This is a genomic window from Methylobacterium sp. Gmos1 (genome assembly GCF_053764715.1).
Map to the genome: position 1 here is coordinate 275006 of NZ_JBSNCC010000002.1, position 14730 is coordinate 289735.

The window sequence follows — 14730 nt, forward strand, 5'->3', positions numbered from 1 at the left end:
CGCCTCGAGCCGGCATCGCGAGGCGCAGGGCCTGCGTGACGGGGCCGGAGGCGTAGAGCCCTCCATCATCCTCCCGGGGCTCGTCGCCGGCGAGAGCCCCGGATCGAGACCGCGTATGGTTCAGGATGTGCCTGCGGCACTCGGGGCTGCGCTTCCGCGGCCCCGGACTGACCGCGTGGATGTCGGTTCCGTCAGTGCGATGCGCCAGACCGACAGCAGGAAGCCCGGCCGCGCGTCGCGGACCGGGCTTCCTCGTTCTCAACCGTGCGGTCCGGTCACTTGTCGGTGCACAAGCCCGCCTCGGAGAGCCGGCGGTGATGGCGCGGGTCGCAATCGGTGGCGAGGAAGGAGGCCCATTCGGCCTTGGTGCCGTAGAAGGCGTTGCGGTCGACGTCGCCGCGCACGCCCGGCACCCGGCCGGTCGAGGTGAACTGCCACAGCATCCAGTCGCGGTTGACGTAGCGCTGCTCCGGCTCGGCCGCGGTGGAGCGGACCCAATGCGGGTAATCCGGCAGCTCGCCCTCCAGCACGTCCTTGTGGAACGTGATGTCGGTGTAGATGATCGGCCGCTTGCCCGTGTAGGCCTCCATCTCGCGCAGCATGTACTCGGTCATCGCGAGGGCCTGGGCCTTCGGCAGTTTCTTCGGGCAGAGCTGCGAGTGGCCGTTCCACTCGACGTCGAGCACCGGGGGCAGGGCGGTCGGGTCGTTGGGGACGTTGCGCTTGAACCAGTCCATCTGGTCCTTGGCCGAGCGGCACCAGAACACGAAGTGGTAGGCGCCCCGCGGCACACCGGCGCGGCCGGCACCATCCCAGTTCTCGCGGAAGCGGTCGTCGACGTGGTCGCCGCCCTCGGTCGCCTTGATGTAGGCGAACTGGGTGCCGGCGCCCTTGACCGACATCCAGTCGATCGGCCCCTGCCACTTCGAGACGTCGATGCCCTGGATCGGGTGGTTCTTCGCCTTGGCGACCCCCGGATGGGGCTTCACGTCGCCCTTGGTCGGGTAGAAATCGGCGCCCCCACCGGCGCAGGCCGCCAGCGTGGCGAGGCTCGCCGCCGCGAGGGCACGCTTGCCCCACAGGACTCCCCGCGACAGCACGGAGGAATACGGGGCGGAGGGGATCGTCGACTCCATCGGCATCGGGGCGCGGCCTGACTTCACGCGGAACACTATGGCTATTCGATGCGGTGGGGCGGGTTAATGGAAGCTTGACGGGATCTGAACGGAATTCCGAAACGCGTGGCGCAAAAGCCACGTAAGCCCTGGACGAGGCTCGCCCGCGCCTCGTCCATCGGGCATAAGCCCCGGTCGAATCTGAGGTTTGCCGGGACGCGCCATGGCCAAGGTTCTGTTTACCATAGGGTACGAAGGCGCCGATACCGAGCGCTTCGCCGCCGCCCTGCGCGATGCCGGGGTCATGACCCTCGCCGACGTGCGGGCGGTGGCGGCCTCGCGCAAGCGCGGCTTCTCGAAGAGCGCGCTGGCCGCGGGACTGGCCGATGCGGGGATCGGCTACGCGCATCTGCGCAGCCTCGGCACGCCGAAGGCCGGCCGCGAGGCGGCGCGCGCCCATGACGCGGCGCTGATGCGGCGGATCTACTGCGACGAGGTGCTGGACACGGCGGCCGGCGAGGCCGCCCTCGACGAGCTTGCGGCTCTGGCCGCGGACGGCCCGACCTGCCTGCTGTGCTTCGAGCGCGACCCGGAGCGCTGCCACCGGCGGGTCCTGAGCGAGCGGCTGGCGGGGAGGGGGTTCGAGGTGGTGGATCTGTTCGCGTGAAGGCGGAGACGTTCAGGTGTTTCAGAAGATGGCGGAATGGCCTGCGCTTGATCCTGCACCATCCACGGTTCGGGGGCGTGCCTGCGGCAATCCGGGCTCCGCTCCGAGAGCCCGGAATGGACCGAGGGCGTCAGCCAGGTCGAGAATGGAAGGCAGGTTCTTACAGACAGCTGCCTCGTCGTGTTCCCATGGCACGTTACTCGCCCTGTCCACCTATCTTGGAAATTTGCCTGTCATCCCGGGGCCGCGCAGCGGAACCCGGACTCCATAACCGCCGCCGACAGAGATTGAGGTGGATCGCGGACGGCGGCTGGTGACACCCCGGGAGAAGAACGGCAATCGTTGCCGTTTTGCGCTAGTTTTATAGGCAACCATTGCCTTATATCTACCTTATCGGCGGGACAGGCGATGCCGACCATCCAGCGTTTCACGAACTGCAAGGTCGCCATCTATGCCGACGATCACCTGCCGCCGCACTTCCACATCGAGGGGCGCGGCTGGCGGGCCCTGGTCGAGATCGAGACGCTAACGATCCGCGCGGGCGATGCTCGCAAGGGTGCCGAAGCGATGGCGTGGGCCGAAGCGAACCGCGACATGCTGTGGGCCGCATGGCGCCGGCTCAACAAGCTGGGGTAAGACGATGGAAACTCAGAGCATCAAAGCTGTTCGGGCCAGTCGCGGCCGGACGCTGGTCGTCACCTGGAAAAACGGCGCCGAGAGCCCGATCGACGTGAGCGAGCATATCGGCCGATTCGAGGTGTTGGCCCCCCTTCGAGACGATCCCGAGGCATTCCAGGCCGTCGAGGTTGGTGAGTGGGGGTGGAACGCTCATTGGTCCGACGACATGGAAATCAGCGCCGACACGCTCTGGCGGCTGGCATTGGAGCAGGGCGCGGCGTGGCTGCTGGCGTGGCGGAAAGGGCGCGTCCCGAAGCTGTCCCAGGCCGAGGCTGCGGCGGCGCTCGGCGTCAGCCCGCGCATGTGGCGCTACTACGAGGCTGGGACGCACCTGCTGCCGAAGACGGTGCGGCTGGCGGCGCTCGGCTTGGATCAGGAGGTAGAAGCCGCATGACGCCGGCGAGCGGTTTGGCTGCGCCCCCGGGCGCGCTTACCGACAGGACTCCCGCACTGTAAGAGGCGGCTCTACCTATACCAACGGCCTAAGATGCTGACGCATCAACTTCGATCTCGGACAGGCCCGAGATCGACGAGGCTGCCGACCCATCTCGAATATTCGAGAACGGAATCAAAGGTCGTTTTCAACGACCGTCGGCATTAGATTTCAGACGCGATCTTCCACAAGCAGGGCTGCTCCGCCAGGCACGCCCGCTTTCTTGGCAGACGGGTACCACCCGATCCGCTCGAGCGTGTCTATCAGCATAGAGCAGGCGATCTTGAACGACGAGCCTGAGAATGCCGGAGAGCGACGTCGGCCCGCGTGCCCGTCGCCTATCCCTCGCCCACCCGCGGCACATGCGCCTCGCCCGGCAGCGCCCGCACCAAACCCGGCCGCCGCTGCGGCGCCGGCAGCCCCTCGGCATGGGCGGCCTCGATGTTGCCGTAGAACTGGTCGGCGCTCGCCTCCCAGGTGTAGCGCAGGGCCTCCGCCCGGCAGGCCTCGTGCGGGATCGCGAGCGCCGCGCGGCACGCCGCGCCGAGATCGTGGTCGAGGATCCCCGCACCGGTGCCGCCGATCACGTCGAGCGGGCCGGTGACGGGATAGGCCGCCACCGGAAGGCCGCTCGCCAGCGCCTCCAGGAGCACGATGCCGAAGGTGTCGGTGAGGCTCGGGAAGACGAAGACGTCGGAAGCCGAATAGACCCGGGCCAGGGCCTCGCCGGTGAGGGTACCGAGGAAGCGCGCGCCGGGATCGAGGCCGGCGAGCCGCGCCCGGTCCGGCCCGTCGCCGACGACGAGCTTGGTGCCGGGCAGGCCGAGGCGCAGGAACGCCTCGACGTTCTTCTCCACCGCGAGCCGCCCGACGAACAGGAAGAACGGGCGCGGCAGCCCGGCGAGGGCGGCGGGCGGCGCCTCGCCGTCGCGGGGGCGGAAGAGATCGGTGTCAACGCCGCGGCTCCAGCGCATCAGCCGGGTGAAGCCCCGCCCGGCGAGGTCGCGCTCCAGCGAGGGCGTGCTCACCATCGTGCCGCTCGCGGCGGAGTGGAAGCGTCGGAGCCAAGCGTAGCTCCAGCGCTCCGGCACCGGTAGGCGGGCGGCGAGGTATTCGGGGAAGCGGGTGTGGTAGCTCGTGGTGAACGGGCGCCCCTGCGCCAGGCAGACCCGGCGGGTGGCGAGCCCGATCGGCCCCTCGGTGGCGATGTGGACGTGCGTCGGCGCCAGGGCGGGGAAGCGGGCGGCGACGCCGCGGGCGGTGACGAGCGACAGCCGGATCTCGGGGTAGCCCGGCAGCGGCACGCTGGAAAAGTCGAGGGGCGTCAGCATCACCGGGTCGTGGCCGCGCCGGCGCCCCGCCGCGACCATGTGCTCGAGGGAGCGGACGACGCCGTTGACCTGGGGGTGCCAGGCATCGGTCGCGACGAGGAGCCTCACGCGACCGCCCGGGTGTTCGCGACCGGGGGCAGGGGTGCGCGGGCGGCGGGCGCGAGATCGGCGACGACCTCGACCGGGGCGGCCGGGCGGCTGCGCGCGGCCAGGGGCGTCGGGGTCCCGGCCTCAGTTCGCTTCCACTCGGCGAAGCGGATCACCTCCATCGTGCCGTCGTAATGCTCGACCACCGCGGTGCAGGATTCGACCCAGTCGCCGGTATTGAGGTAGTGCATGTCGCCGACCATGCGGCTCGCCGCGTGGTGGATGTGGCCGCAGATCACCCCGTCGGCCTCGGCCCGGCGGGCCTCGGCGATCAAGAATTCCTCGAAGCGGCCGATGAAGTTGACGGCGTTCTTCACCTTCAGCTTGGCCCATGCCGACAAAGACCAGTAGGTCAGGCCGAGGCGCCGGCGCACCCAGTTGAGATGGGTGTTGACGAAGAGCGCCGCCGAGTAGGCGCCGTCGCCGAGGAAGGCCAGCCAGCGGGCGTGGCGCACCACGAGGTCGAACTGGTCGCCGTGGATGACGAGGTAGCGCTTGCCGTCCGCCGCCTCGTGCAGCACCTGGTCCTGGACCTCGATGCCGCCGAAATGCATGTCGAGGAAGTCGCGCAGGAACTCGTCGTGGTTGCCCGGCACGTAGACGAGGCGCGAGCCCTTGCGCACCTTCCGCAGCAGCTTCTGCACCACGTCGTTGTGCGATTGCGGCCAGTACCAGCCCGAGCGCAGCTTCCAGCCGTCGACGATGTCGCCGACGAGGTAGATCTCGTCGGCATCCACTTCCCGCAGGAAGTCGAGCAGCAGCTCGGCCTGGCAGCCCTTGGTTCCCAGGTGGATATCCGAGAGGAACAGGGTTCGCACGCGCAGCGCGTCGGCGTCCTCGGACACGTGCAATCTCCATGGCGGCGTCTCGCGCCAGCCAAACCCTATTCGCGTATCACTTTGATGACGCGGGCACCGGGCACGGAAGCTGGGCCGGGGACCGGGACTCGAATTCCTTTGCGGAGGCTTAAACTGGATCATGCCGATTGCGCAGGTCAGCCGCCCGCGACCGCCTCTACCTCGGCCGTGTCGATTCGTGGTTCTGACGGACGCCCGGTCGCGTCCCGCGCGACCGCGACCACTCCCCCGAACCCAAGAAAAGCGCCCCGCCCATGGCAGCCCCCCTCGTCGTCCCCGGCCGGTCGGTCACCGGATCTGGCGCGTCGGGGCGCGCGGCCGCCCGGCCGTATCTCGGCATCGGGCTCAAGGTGCTCTCGGCGCTCGCCTTCACGCTGATGTCCGCCGGCGTCAAGACGCTGGCCGACCGGTTCCCCACCGGCGAGATCGTGTTCTTCCGCTCCTTCATCGCCATCGCGCCGCTGCTGATGTGGCTGCGCTGGCAGGGCAGCGTGCGCGAGGCGGTGGCGACGAAGAACCTCAAGGGCCACGTGCTGCGCAGCATCATCGGCGCCTGCGGCATGTTCGCGGGCTTTGCCGGCCTGTCCTTCCTGCCGCTCTCCGACGCGGTGGCGATCGGCTACGCCTCGCCGCTCCTCGTGGTGGTACTGGCGGCGGTCGTGCTGCGCGAGCGGGTCCAGGCCTATCGCTGGGCCGGCGTCTCGGTCGGCTTCCTCGGCGTGCTGATCACGCTCGCCCCGCACCTCGAATTCGGCGGCGCTGCGGGCGGCGGCGCGACGGGCGCGCTGTTCGCGATCCTGGCCGCGTGCTGCTCGGCGGCGGCGACGATCCAGGTGCGCAAGCTCACCGGCACCGAGCGCACCGGCGCGATCGTGCTGTACTTCTTCCTGTTCACCTCGCTGCTCGGCCTCTCGACCGTGGCGCTCGGCTGGCGGATGCCCGGCTGGTCGGACCTCGCGCTGTTCGTCGTCGTCGGCGTGCTCGGCGGCATCGGCCAGATCCTGCTCACCGAGAGCTACCGCCACGGCGACGCCTCGCTGGTCGCGCCCTTCGAGTACACCACGATGCTGTGGTCGGTGCTGATCGGCTGGTTCGTGTTCGGGCAGCTCCCCACGGCCTCGATCGCGGTCGGCGGCGGCATCGTGGCGGCGGCCGGCGTGTTCGTGGTCTGGCGCGAGCGGCGCCTGGTGGTGGAGCGGGCGCGCGAGGCGGCCGGCGGGGCGCGGGCGGGCTGACGACGGGCCGTTGACGCCCGCGCGTGCCCGCCCTTACTCCGGGAGACCGAACGATCGGCCCGGGATCCCGGGCCCAGCAGGGAAGCGCCCCGATGCCCGCACGCCCCCGCCCGCATGACGCGGGAGCCCGCCCGTGACGACCGATGGCGGGCACGCGACCGTGCCGGTGGACCTGCGGCTCTACGGCCTCCTCGATGTCGGGGTCTGCGGCGGCGATGCCGATCACCTCGCCCGCATGGCGGCGCAGGCCGCAGCCGGGGGCTGCACCCTGCTCCAGTACCGCGAGAAGACGATCGCCAACGCCCGCGAGACCGTGGCGCGCCTGCGCCGGATCCACGCGGCGCTCCAGGGCACCGGCGTCCCGCTCCTGATGAACGACCGGGTCGACCTCGCGCTCGCCGCCGGGGTCGAGGGCGTGCATCTCGGCCAGGAAGACCTGCACCCGGCCGACGCCCGGCGCCTCCTGCCCCGCGGGGCGATCGTCGGGCTCACCGTCAAGAACGCGGCACAAGCCGACGAGCTCTACCGGCTGCCGGTCGATTACGCATGCATCGGCGGCGTCTTCTCCACCACCAGCAAGGACAATCCCGATCCCCCGGTCGGGCTCGACGGGCTCAACCGCATCGTGTTCCGCGCGCGCCTCGCCCGCGGCGGCGGCCTGCCGGTCGGGGCGATCGCCGGCATCGACCGCAGCAACGCCGCCGCGACGATCGGCGCGGGGGCGGACGGGATCGCGCTGATCTCGGCCCTGTTCGGTACCGGCCGCGACGTCGAGGCCCGGGCGCGCGACCTGCGCGCGGTGATCGACGGGGCGCTCGCGGCGCGAGGGGCGGCATGAGCGGACCCGGCATGGTCGGGCTTCGCACGATCGGAGACCACGCATGATCGCCGTCACGATCGCGGGCTCGGATTCCGGCGGCGGCGCCGGCATCCAGGCCGACCTCAAGACCTTCTCGGCGCTCGGCGTCTACGGCGCCAGCGTCATCACCGCGCTCACGGCCCAGAACACCCGCGGCGTGCAGGCGATCCACGACGTCGAGCCCGAATTCGTCGCGCGCCAGATCGAGAGCGTCTTCACCGACCTCGACGTGCGGGCGGTGAAGATCGGGATGCTGTCGCGCGCGCCCGTGATCGCCGCGGTGGCCGAGGGGCTCGCCCGCCACGCCGCCGGCCTGCCGCTCGTGCTCGACCCCGTGATGGTCGCGACGAGCGGCGACCGGCTTCTCGCCGACGACGCGGTCGAGGCGCTGCGCCGCAAGCTCCTGCCGCACGCCGCGGTGCTGACGCCGAACCTGCCCGAGGCGGCGGTGCTGCTGGGCGAGGGCATCGCCGGGGACGAGGCGGCGATGCTCGACCAGGGCCGGCGCCTGCTGGCGCTCGGGCCCCGGGCGGTGCTGATGAAGGGCGGCCACGCGGCCGGCCCATCGAGCGTCGACCTCTTGGTCGGGCCCGACGACCGCACCTTGCGCCTGGAGGGACCGCGGATCGCGACCCGCAACACCCACGGCACCGGCTGCACCCTGTCGGCGGCGCTCGCCGCCGGGCTCGCCCGCGGCCTCGCCCTGCCGGACGCCGCGCAGGCGGCCAAGGCGTATCTCGGCGCCGCGCTCGCCGCCTCCGACCGGATCCGGATCGGGCACGGCCACGGGCCGGTGCACCACTTCCACGCCTGGTGGAACTGACGCGTCATTCGCCGGAATCGACCCGCGCGGCCGCATGAACCCTTGCGCCGCCCCGGCGATTGCGTTTGATGGAGCGTACGGGCGTTCGGTATGCGGAACGCTCGGCGGTGATCCGGCGGGGTTCGAGGGCGGGCGATGGGCGTCGAGCGGGGGCGGGAACGCCCCAAGGACCTGATGAGTGGGGCGCAGGTGCTGTCGGGGCAGCTCGGCAAGACCATCCAGCGCCTGCGCAAGGCCTACAACCTGTCGCTCTCCGAACTGGCCGAGCAGTCGGGCGTGGCGAAGTCGATCATCAGCCAGATCGAGCGCAACGAGACCAACCCGACGCTCGCGACGATCTGGCGCCTGAGTCAGGCCCTCGACGTCTCGATCGAGCGGGTGCTCGCCACCGGCGACGAAGAGCCCTTCATCGAGAAGTCGTCCCGGGCCGACACGCCGATCCTGGTCTCCGACGACGGCCGGATGCGGCTCGCGATCATCGGCTGGATCAAGACCGTCGAGTGGCTGCAATGGTACGACCTCTCGGCCGATCCCGGCGGGGTGCTCGATTCCGACGCCCACCAGCGCGGCTCGGTCGAGTGCCTGTCGGTCACCGAGGGCGAGTTCGAGGTCGACGTGGCCGGCGCCGTCCAGCGGGCGCGGGCCGGCGAGACCCTGCGCTACCGCTGCGACCGGCCCCACACCGTGCGCTGCATCAGCGAGGGCACGGGGCGCGCCTTCATGGTGGTGATCATGAAGGCGGCGGTGATGGAGTAGGGGACCCGAGGGCTCAGGCCGCCCGTCCCATCGTGAAGTCGACATGGACCGAATCGAACGGGAAGCTGATCCGGTCCTCCGGTCCCGCCTCGACGACGCCGGCCTTCCTCAGCGCCTCGACATCGGCCCGCACCGCGTCGGCGTCACGGCCGACCAGGTTCGCGAGGACGGAGAGCGAGAGCGGCTCGCGGCCGACGAGCGCGCGCAGCACTTCCCAGCGCCGCGGCGTCATCACGGTCCAGAGCAGATCGACCGAGGCGAAGGAGATGAAGGCGCCCTGCGGCTCGCCGCGGAACGCCGAGCTCAACCGGCCCTGGACCTCCGCGATCCCGGATACGCCGATGGTCACGGTTCTCATGCGCCTGCCTCTCCAACCCGCGCCCTCATCCTGAGGTGCTGCTGCTTGCAGCAGCCTCGAAGGAGGCCTCCAGGGACCACCGAGACCTCGGGAGGACTCCTTCAAGGCCCACTGCGTGGGCATCACAGGATGAGGTCGAGCGTTAGGATAGAGGAAGACAATTCGTTGGTGAAAAGGGAGAGGCTGCCCGCCCTCACCCCCCGGCGTTGATCCACCGCACCAGGTCGGCCAGCACCAGCGACAGCGCCCGGTCGAGGCCGTTCGCCGCCACCGGGGCGTTCACCCCCGCCACCGGGACCCGGGCCTGAAACACCTTGGCGGCGACCACCGTGCCGCTGCTCTCCTGGATCAGCTTGGCCGAGAGATCGACCACCGCCTCGCGGGTGCCGGCATCGATGTCGAAGGCGCGCAGCTCCGTGATCAGGATCGTGTCGGCCGCGACCTTGTCGCCGGGGCGGCTGACCGACTTGAGCCGGTTGGCGTTCTCGAGGCTCTGGATCACCCGGGTCTGGACGAGGCGCGGCAGGCGGTCGGCCCACTGGCCGCCGCCGAGATAGGACACGGCGCCGCCGGGCTCGCGCACGATGATCCGGTCGGCCTCGAAGGGTTGCAGGCCGACCGGCTCGGCCACCACGATCGAGCGCCGCGCCGCGCCGCTGCGGGCCGCGCCGGGCAGGGCGGTGAGGTCGAAGGTGGTCGGCACGGCGCCGCTGCCGCAGGCGCCGAGGAGCAGGGCCAGGGCAGCCGCGAGACAGCCGGCGGCGAGGGCACCGGGAGCGCGACGCGGGGAGGGGGCCGTGAGGAGCATGGGAGCGGGCGGACCGGAAGGCGGGACCCGGGCGGGCCCGGAAGCTTGACCAGGGACGAGGGGACAACGCCCGGCCGGGCGCGCGGGTGCAACCGCCGCGAGGCCGCGCTGCAACATGATCAGCGACCGTTGTATTCGGGCAACGACGGCTTGCCGCCGAAGATCACCTGCGAGGGGTCGCGCTCGATGTTGCGCACGGCGCTGTTGAGGCTGTTGAGGGTGCGCTGGCCGTCCGTCGAGAGGGTCTGCACCTCGCGCCGTCCGGCGCCGCTGAGGCGGCTGACGCTCGAGGTCAGGGTGGCGGTACGCTTGTCGAGGTTCTCCGACATCACCCGGAAGGCGCGGCCCGCCTCGCGGATCGAGATCGCGGCGTCGCGCACCTCCGCGAAGGTGCTCTTGCCGGCATCCCCCGAGGCCGAGCCGAGGAAGCCCTCGGCGCCTTTGAGCACCGCGTCGAGCCGGTCGGCGGAGGCGTTGAGCTTGCCCGCGAGCGCGCGTGCGTCGTGCACGCCGGCCTGGACGTCCGGCGAGGCGGCGGCGAGTGCGGCCGAGAACTTGTCGGCGTTGTCGATCAGGCTCGCGAGCTTGCGGCCGTCCACGGCCTTCGTCAGCGCGTCGAGGGCGGGCGCGCTGTCGCCGAGAGTCTTGGAGAACCGCTCGACGTTGGCGAGCGTGCGGTTGATCGCGCCCTCGTTGCCGGCGACCACCCGGTCGAGGCGCTGGAGCATGTCGTCGGCGCGCTGCGCGATGGTGCGGGCGGCGGCCATCAGGTCCTGGATGTCGGCGGCGTCGGCGTAGATGGTCGGCACCGGATCGTTGCTGGTCGGCGCCAGCGGCGCGGCGTCGGCGCTGCCGCCGACGAGCGCGATCGAGGCGACGCCGGTCAGCATCGTCATGTCGAGGCGCGCGCGGGTGTCGACGCGCAACGGCGTGCCGCGGTTGACCTCGATGATCGCCGTCACCCGGCGCGGGTCCTGCGGCAGCAGCCGCACGTCGGTCGCCTCGCCGACGCGGATGCCGTTGAAGGTGACGACCGCCCCCTTGGCCAGGCCCCCGACGCCGCCGGAGAACACGATGCGCACCGGCATCCGGGCCTGGTTGGCGGAGTTCCCGCGCAGCCAGAACGCGAAGACGAAGCCGAGCGCGATCACCGCCAGCGTGAAGGCGCCGATCAGGACGTTGTTGGCGCGGGTTTCCATGCCTCAGCGGTTTCCGTGCGCGTGCGGGACGGGGAGCGGAACGAACGCCCGGGGGGCATGGCCAGTCCTGCCGAGCCTAGACTTGCCAAGCTTAAGGAAGGCCCGGTCGATGCAGGGTGCGGGAACGCACATCAGGCAATGCCCTCCACAAGTCCGCGGGATGAGACGGCGCCCGGGGCATGAGCCTCCGGCACCACGATCGAGCGGGCGCGCTTGCCGTGGAAGTAGGAGCGCAGCCACGGGTGGTCGGAGGCGAGCATCGCGTCGATCGGCCCCTCGGCGATGATCTGGCCGTCGCCGAGCGCCGCGATGCGGTCGCAGGCGGTGTAGAGGCTGTCGAGGTCGTGGGTGACCATGAACACGGTGAGCCCCAGCGTGCGCTGGAGCGTCGCCACCAATTCGTCGAACTCGCCGGCGCCGATCGGGTCGAGGCCCGAGGTCGGCTCGTCGAGAAACAGCACCTCCGGGTCGAGGGCGAGCGCGCGAGCGAGCGCCGCGCGCTTGATCATGCCGCCCGACAATTCGGAGGGCAGCTTGTCGGCGGCGTCGGGCCTCAATCCCACCATCTCGATCTTGAGCCGGGCGAACTCGTCGAGCAGGCGCTCGGAGAGCTTAAGGTGCTCGCGCATCGGCACCTGGATGTTCTGCTTGACGGTGAGCGCCGAGAACAGGGCGCCCTGCTGGAACAGCACGCCCCAGCGCCGCTCGATCACCCGGCGCTGGGCGAGGGTCAGGCGGTCGACGTCCTCGCCGAAGACCTCGATCGTGCCGGAGCGCTTCGGCACGAGGCCGAGCAGCGTGCGGGTGAGCACCGACTTGCCCTGGCCGGACGGGCCGACGAAGCCCAGGATCTCCCCCCGGCGGATGTCGAGGTTGAGGCCCTTGAGCACCGTGCGGTCGCCGAAGCCGACCACGAGGTCGCGCACGCGGATGATCGCGTCGCGGCTCGGATGCGCCGGGTGGGTGGGGCTTGCGATCGACAAGGGTGGGGGCCGCCTCGCTCAGAAGTCGATGGCCGCGAAGAACACCGCGAAGAGCCCATCGAGGACGATGACCATGAAGATAGACTTGACGACTGAGGCGGTGACGTGGCGGCCGAGCGACTCGGCCGAGCCCTCGACCATGAACCCCTCGACCGACGCGATGATGCCGATGATGAGCGCCATGAACGGCGCCTTGATCAGCCCGATGGCGAGATGGCGAAAGCCGATCGCATTCTGGAGCCGGAAGGTGAAGGCCTCGAGCGACAGGCCGCCATAGAGGAACGAGGTCAGCGCGCCGCCGGCGAGCGCCGCGAGATCGGCGAGGAAGGCCAGCATGGGCAGGGCGAGCATCAACGCGATGATGCGCGGGACGATCAGGATCTCGATCGGGTCGAGGCCCATGACGCGCAGCGCATCGACCTCCTCGCGCATGCGCATCGAGCCGATCTCGGCCGTGAAGGCCGAGCCGGAGCGCCCCGCCACCATGATCGAGGTGAGCAGGACCCCGAGCTCGCGCAGGGTCAGGATGCCGATCATGTTGACGACGTAGGTCTGGGCCCCGAAGCGCTGGAGCTGGATGATGCCCTGCTGGGTGACGATGCAGCCGACCAGGAACGAGATCAGCATGATGATCGGCGCGCCGCGCAGCGCGATCTGCTCGATCTGGTTGACGAGCGCCGGCCCGCGGAAGCTGCGCGGGCGGGCGAGCACCCGCAGGCAGCCCGCCACCACCTCGCCGAGGAAGGCGAGACCGGACAGGCCCTCTCGGCCGAGGCTGCGCACGCCCGACCCCAGGCTCGCGACCGGATCGAGGGGGTGGAAGCGCCGGCGGCGCGCGGACGGCGCGGCCTCGCGATAGGCGACCTCGCGCAGGAGGATCAGGTGCTCGGGGGAGGCGCCGGCATAGGCCGTGCCGGCCGGCAGCGCGGCCCGGGTCCGCTCCAGCACCCAGGCGCCGAGGGTATCGAGGCGCGACAGCCCCGAGAGATCGATGACGAGGGGGGCGCCGGCGGCCAGCATCTCGGCGGACGCGGCCTCGACGGCGGGGGCCTGGTCGGCGGTCCAGCGCCCGGCGAGGCGCGCGGCGATCCCGTCGCGCGCGCGCTCGACCGCGACGCGGGCCGGATCGGCCCCCCGCGTGATGGGTGCGGTCGGCACGGGCCGGCCTCCCTCGTTCGCCACAACAATCCCCTCGCGGCGGTCATATACCGCGTGAAGCTAACAATTCGCAAACCATGGGGTCCATGCTGCAACTCAGCGTCGAGCGGCGCGGGACGCCGCCACCGCCAGGGCGAGGCCGAGGCCGGCCACCGGCAGCATCAGCCCGAAGGCGAGGGGCCCGCCGCCGGCCCGGTAGGCCGCCCCGCTCGCCAGGGTGGCGGTGGCCGAGGCGAGGGCGGAGCAGGCCGCGTAAGCCCCTTGCGCCGCGCCGCGCCCGCCCTCGGGGGCGAGGCGCGACAGGGCCGCCATGGCGCCGAGCTGCGTCGCTCCGAAGGTCAGGCCGTGCAGGGCCTGGAGCGGCAGCACCAGGGCCGGCAGGCCGGCGGCGACGAGCAGCCCGGCCCAGCGCAGGAGGGCCGCGAGCGCGCCGAGCGCCAGCAGCCGGAACGGCGCGTCGCGCAAGGCCGGGATGCGGCCGGCAACGGCGAAGAACACGATCTCGGCAACGACGCCGATGCCCCAGGCGAAACCGGTCGCCGCCGGCGTCAGGCCGAGGGTTCCCCAGTGGATCGACCCGAAGGCGTAGACCGCGGCGTGGCTCGCCTGGATCGCCGCGCCGGCCGCGATGGCGAGCCACAGGGCGGCGGGCAGGCGCACCCGCCCGGCTGCGCGGGATTCCGGGCGCGTCCCCTCCGACCGGCGCAGCAGGAGCGCGGCGCCGCAGGCCGAGGCGAGCTCCAGCCCGGCGAGGAAGTGGGTGATGCTGCCGGTGCCGACGAGGCCCAGCAGCCAGCCGCCGAGCAGGCTGGCGGCGAGGAAGCCGAGCGAGCCGCCGAGGCGGATCCGGGCGTAGTCGAGGCCGGACCCGCGCCGCACCGCGGCGAGGCTCTGGTAGTCGAGGCAGGGCACCAGCGGCGCCCCGGCGACGGCGTTGAGGACGATCAACCCGGCGAGCACCGGCCAGCCGAGGCCGGCGGCGGACGGCATCAGCGCGTAGGTGGCGGCGAGGCCAAGGCTGCCGGCAACCATCAGGGTGCGCGGCGCGAGGCCGCGGTCGATCAGCCCGACGAGAGGCGCCGTCGCGACGATCCGCACCAGGATCGGCAGCGCCACCAGGGCGCCGATCAGCTCCGGCCCGAGGCCGAGCCCGGCGAGCCAGAGCGGCAGGAACGGCATCGCCACGCCGATGCCGGCGAACACCGCCGCGTAGAGCAGGGCGAGGCGCGGGCCGTCGCCGAGGGGGAACGGGGGAGGCACGGGAACCCTGGGGCGGGGAGGGCCGGGGCGCGGACCGAATCAGTCCGTCCTGGGCGGGCCTGG

16 protein-coding genes are annotated in these 14730 nt (G+C 71.5%); 7 read left to right on the forward strand and 9 right to left on the reverse strand.

Annotated features, from left to right (window positions below; genetic code table 11):
* Positions 1 to 275: 275 nt before the first annotated feature.
* Positions 276 to 1136: a glycoside hydrolase family 25 protein gene (locus ACS5PV_RS04385; protein WP_455394146.1), complete on the reverse strand. Its 861-nt coding sequence runs from the start codon at positions 1134 to 1136 to the stop codon at positions 276 to 278.
* 202 nt (positions 1137 to 1338) lie between these two features.
* Between ACS5PV_RS04385 and ACS5PV_RS04390 the strand changes: the two genes are divergently transcribed.
* The 3 genes from ACS5PV_RS04390 (at position 1339) to ACS5PV_RS04400 (ending at position 2854) form a co-directional block, all read left to right on the forward strand.
* Entirely contained in the window at positions 1339 to 1782 is a 444-nt protein-coding gene (locus tag ACS5PV_RS04390) for a DUF488 domain-containing protein (RefSeq protein ID WP_455394147.1), read from the forward strand.
* Between the two features lie 408 nt (positions 1783 to 2190).
* Positions 2191 to 2418 carry a DUF4160 domain-containing protein gene (locus ACS5PV_RS04395; protein WP_455394148.1) on the forward strand — a complete coding sequence of 76 codons (228 nt, stop codon included), beginning with the start codon at positions 2191 to 2193 and terminating at the stop codon, positions 2416 to 2418.
* A 4-nt stretch (positions 2419 to 2422) separates the two neighbouring features.
* A complete protein-coding gene (locus ACS5PV_RS04400) occupies positions 2423 to 2854 on the forward strand; it encodes a DUF2442 domain-containing protein (protein WP_455394149.1) in 432 nt (143 codons plus the stop codon).
* Between the two features lie 377 nt (positions 2855 to 3231).
* Here the strand turns inward: ACS5PV_RS04400 and ACS5PV_RS04405 are convergent, their stop codons facing one another.
* Positions 3232 to 4332 (reverse strand): glycosyltransferase family 4 protein, encoded by a 1101-nt coding sequence (locus ACS5PV_RS04405; RefSeq protein ID WP_455394150.1) that lies wholly within the window; start codon positions 4330 to 4332, stop codon positions 3232 to 3234.
* Positions 4329 to 5216 (reverse strand): UDP-2,3-diacylglucosamine diphosphatase, encoded by an 888-nt coding sequence (locus tag ACS5PV_RS04410; RefSeq protein ID WP_455394151.1) that lies wholly within the window; start codon positions 5214 to 5216, stop codon positions 4329 to 4331. Before ACS5PV_RS04410 ends, ACS5PV_RS04405 begins: the two co-directional genes overlap by 4 nt.
* A gap of 266 nt (positions 5217 to 5482) precedes the next feature.
* Between ACS5PV_RS04410 and ACS5PV_RS04415 the strand changes: the two genes are divergently transcribed.
* The 4 genes from ACS5PV_RS04415 (at position 5483) to ACS5PV_RS04430 (ending at position 8901) form a co-directional block, all read left to right on the forward strand.
* Positions 5483 to 6463, forward strand: coding sequence for a DMT family transporter (locus ACS5PV_RS04415; RefSeq protein ID WP_455394152.1), 981 nt, complete (start codon positions 5483 to 5485; stop codon positions 6461 to 6463).
* Positions 6464 to 6596: 133 nt separating this feature from the next.
* A complete protein-coding gene (thiE, locus tag ACS5PV_RS04420) occupies positions 6597 to 7301 on the forward strand; it encodes a thiamine phosphate synthase (RefSeq protein WP_455394153.1) in 705 nt (234 codons plus the stop codon).
* 43 nt (positions 7302 to 7344) lie between these two features.
* Positions 7345 to 8145, forward strand: a complete 801-nt coding sequence (gene thiD, locus ACS5PV_RS04425) for a bifunctional hydroxymethylpyrimidine kinase/phosphomethylpyrimidine kinase (protein WP_455394154.1) — start codon at positions 7345 to 7347, stop codon at positions 8143 to 8145.
* 135 nt (positions 8146 to 8280) lie between these two features.
* Positions 8281 to 8901: a helix-turn-helix domain-containing protein gene (locus ACS5PV_RS04430; protein ID WP_455394155.1), complete on the forward strand. Its 621-nt coding sequence runs from the start codon at positions 8281 to 8283 to the stop codon at positions 8899 to 8901.
* Positions 8902 to 8914: 13 nt separating this feature from the next.
* Here ACS5PV_RS04430 and ACS5PV_RS04435 read toward each other — a convergent pair whose 3' ends face one another.
* The 6 genes from ACS5PV_RS04435 to ACS5PV_RS04460 all read right to left on the reverse strand — a co-directional run bounded on the left by ACS5PV_RS04435 (position 8915) and on the right by ACS5PV_RS04460 (position 14667).
* Complete coding sequence (locus tag ACS5PV_RS04435; RefSeq protein WP_455394156.1) at positions 8915 to 9259, reverse strand: HVO_A0114 family putative DNA-binding protein; 345 nt, start codon at positions 9257 to 9259, stop codon at positions 8915 to 8917.
* Positions 9260 to 9452: 193 nt separating this feature from the next.
* Complete coding sequence (locus ACS5PV_RS04440) at positions 9453 to 10067, reverse strand: ABC-type transport auxiliary lipoprotein family protein (protein ID WP_455394157.1); 615 nt, start codon at positions 10065 to 10067, stop codon at positions 9453 to 9455.
* A gap of 119 nt (positions 10068 to 10186) precedes the next feature.
* Complete coding sequence (locus tag ACS5PV_RS04445) at positions 10187 to 11266, reverse strand: MlaD family protein (RefSeq protein ID WP_455394158.1); 1080 nt, start codon at positions 11264 to 11266, stop codon at positions 10187 to 10189.
* Positions 11267 to 11397: 131 nt separating this feature from the next.
* Positions 11398 to 12249: an ABC transporter ATP-binding protein gene (locus ACS5PV_RS04450; protein WP_455394159.1), complete on the reverse strand. Its 852-nt coding sequence runs from the start codon at positions 12247 to 12249 to the stop codon at positions 11398 to 11400.
* An 18-nt stretch (positions 12250 to 12267) separates the two neighbouring features.
* On the reverse strand, positions 12268 to 13338 hold the full coding sequence (locus ACS5PV_RS04455) for an ABC transporter permease (RefSeq protein WP_455394454.1): 1071 nt from the start codon (positions 13336 to 13338) through the stop codon (positions 12268 to 12270).
* A gap of 165 nt (positions 13339 to 13503) precedes the next feature.
* Entirely contained in the window at positions 13504 to 14667 is a 1164-nt protein-coding gene (locus tag ACS5PV_RS04460; RefSeq protein ID WP_455394160.1) for an MFS transporter, read from the reverse strand.
* Positions 14668 to 14730: the final 63 nt, after the last annotated feature.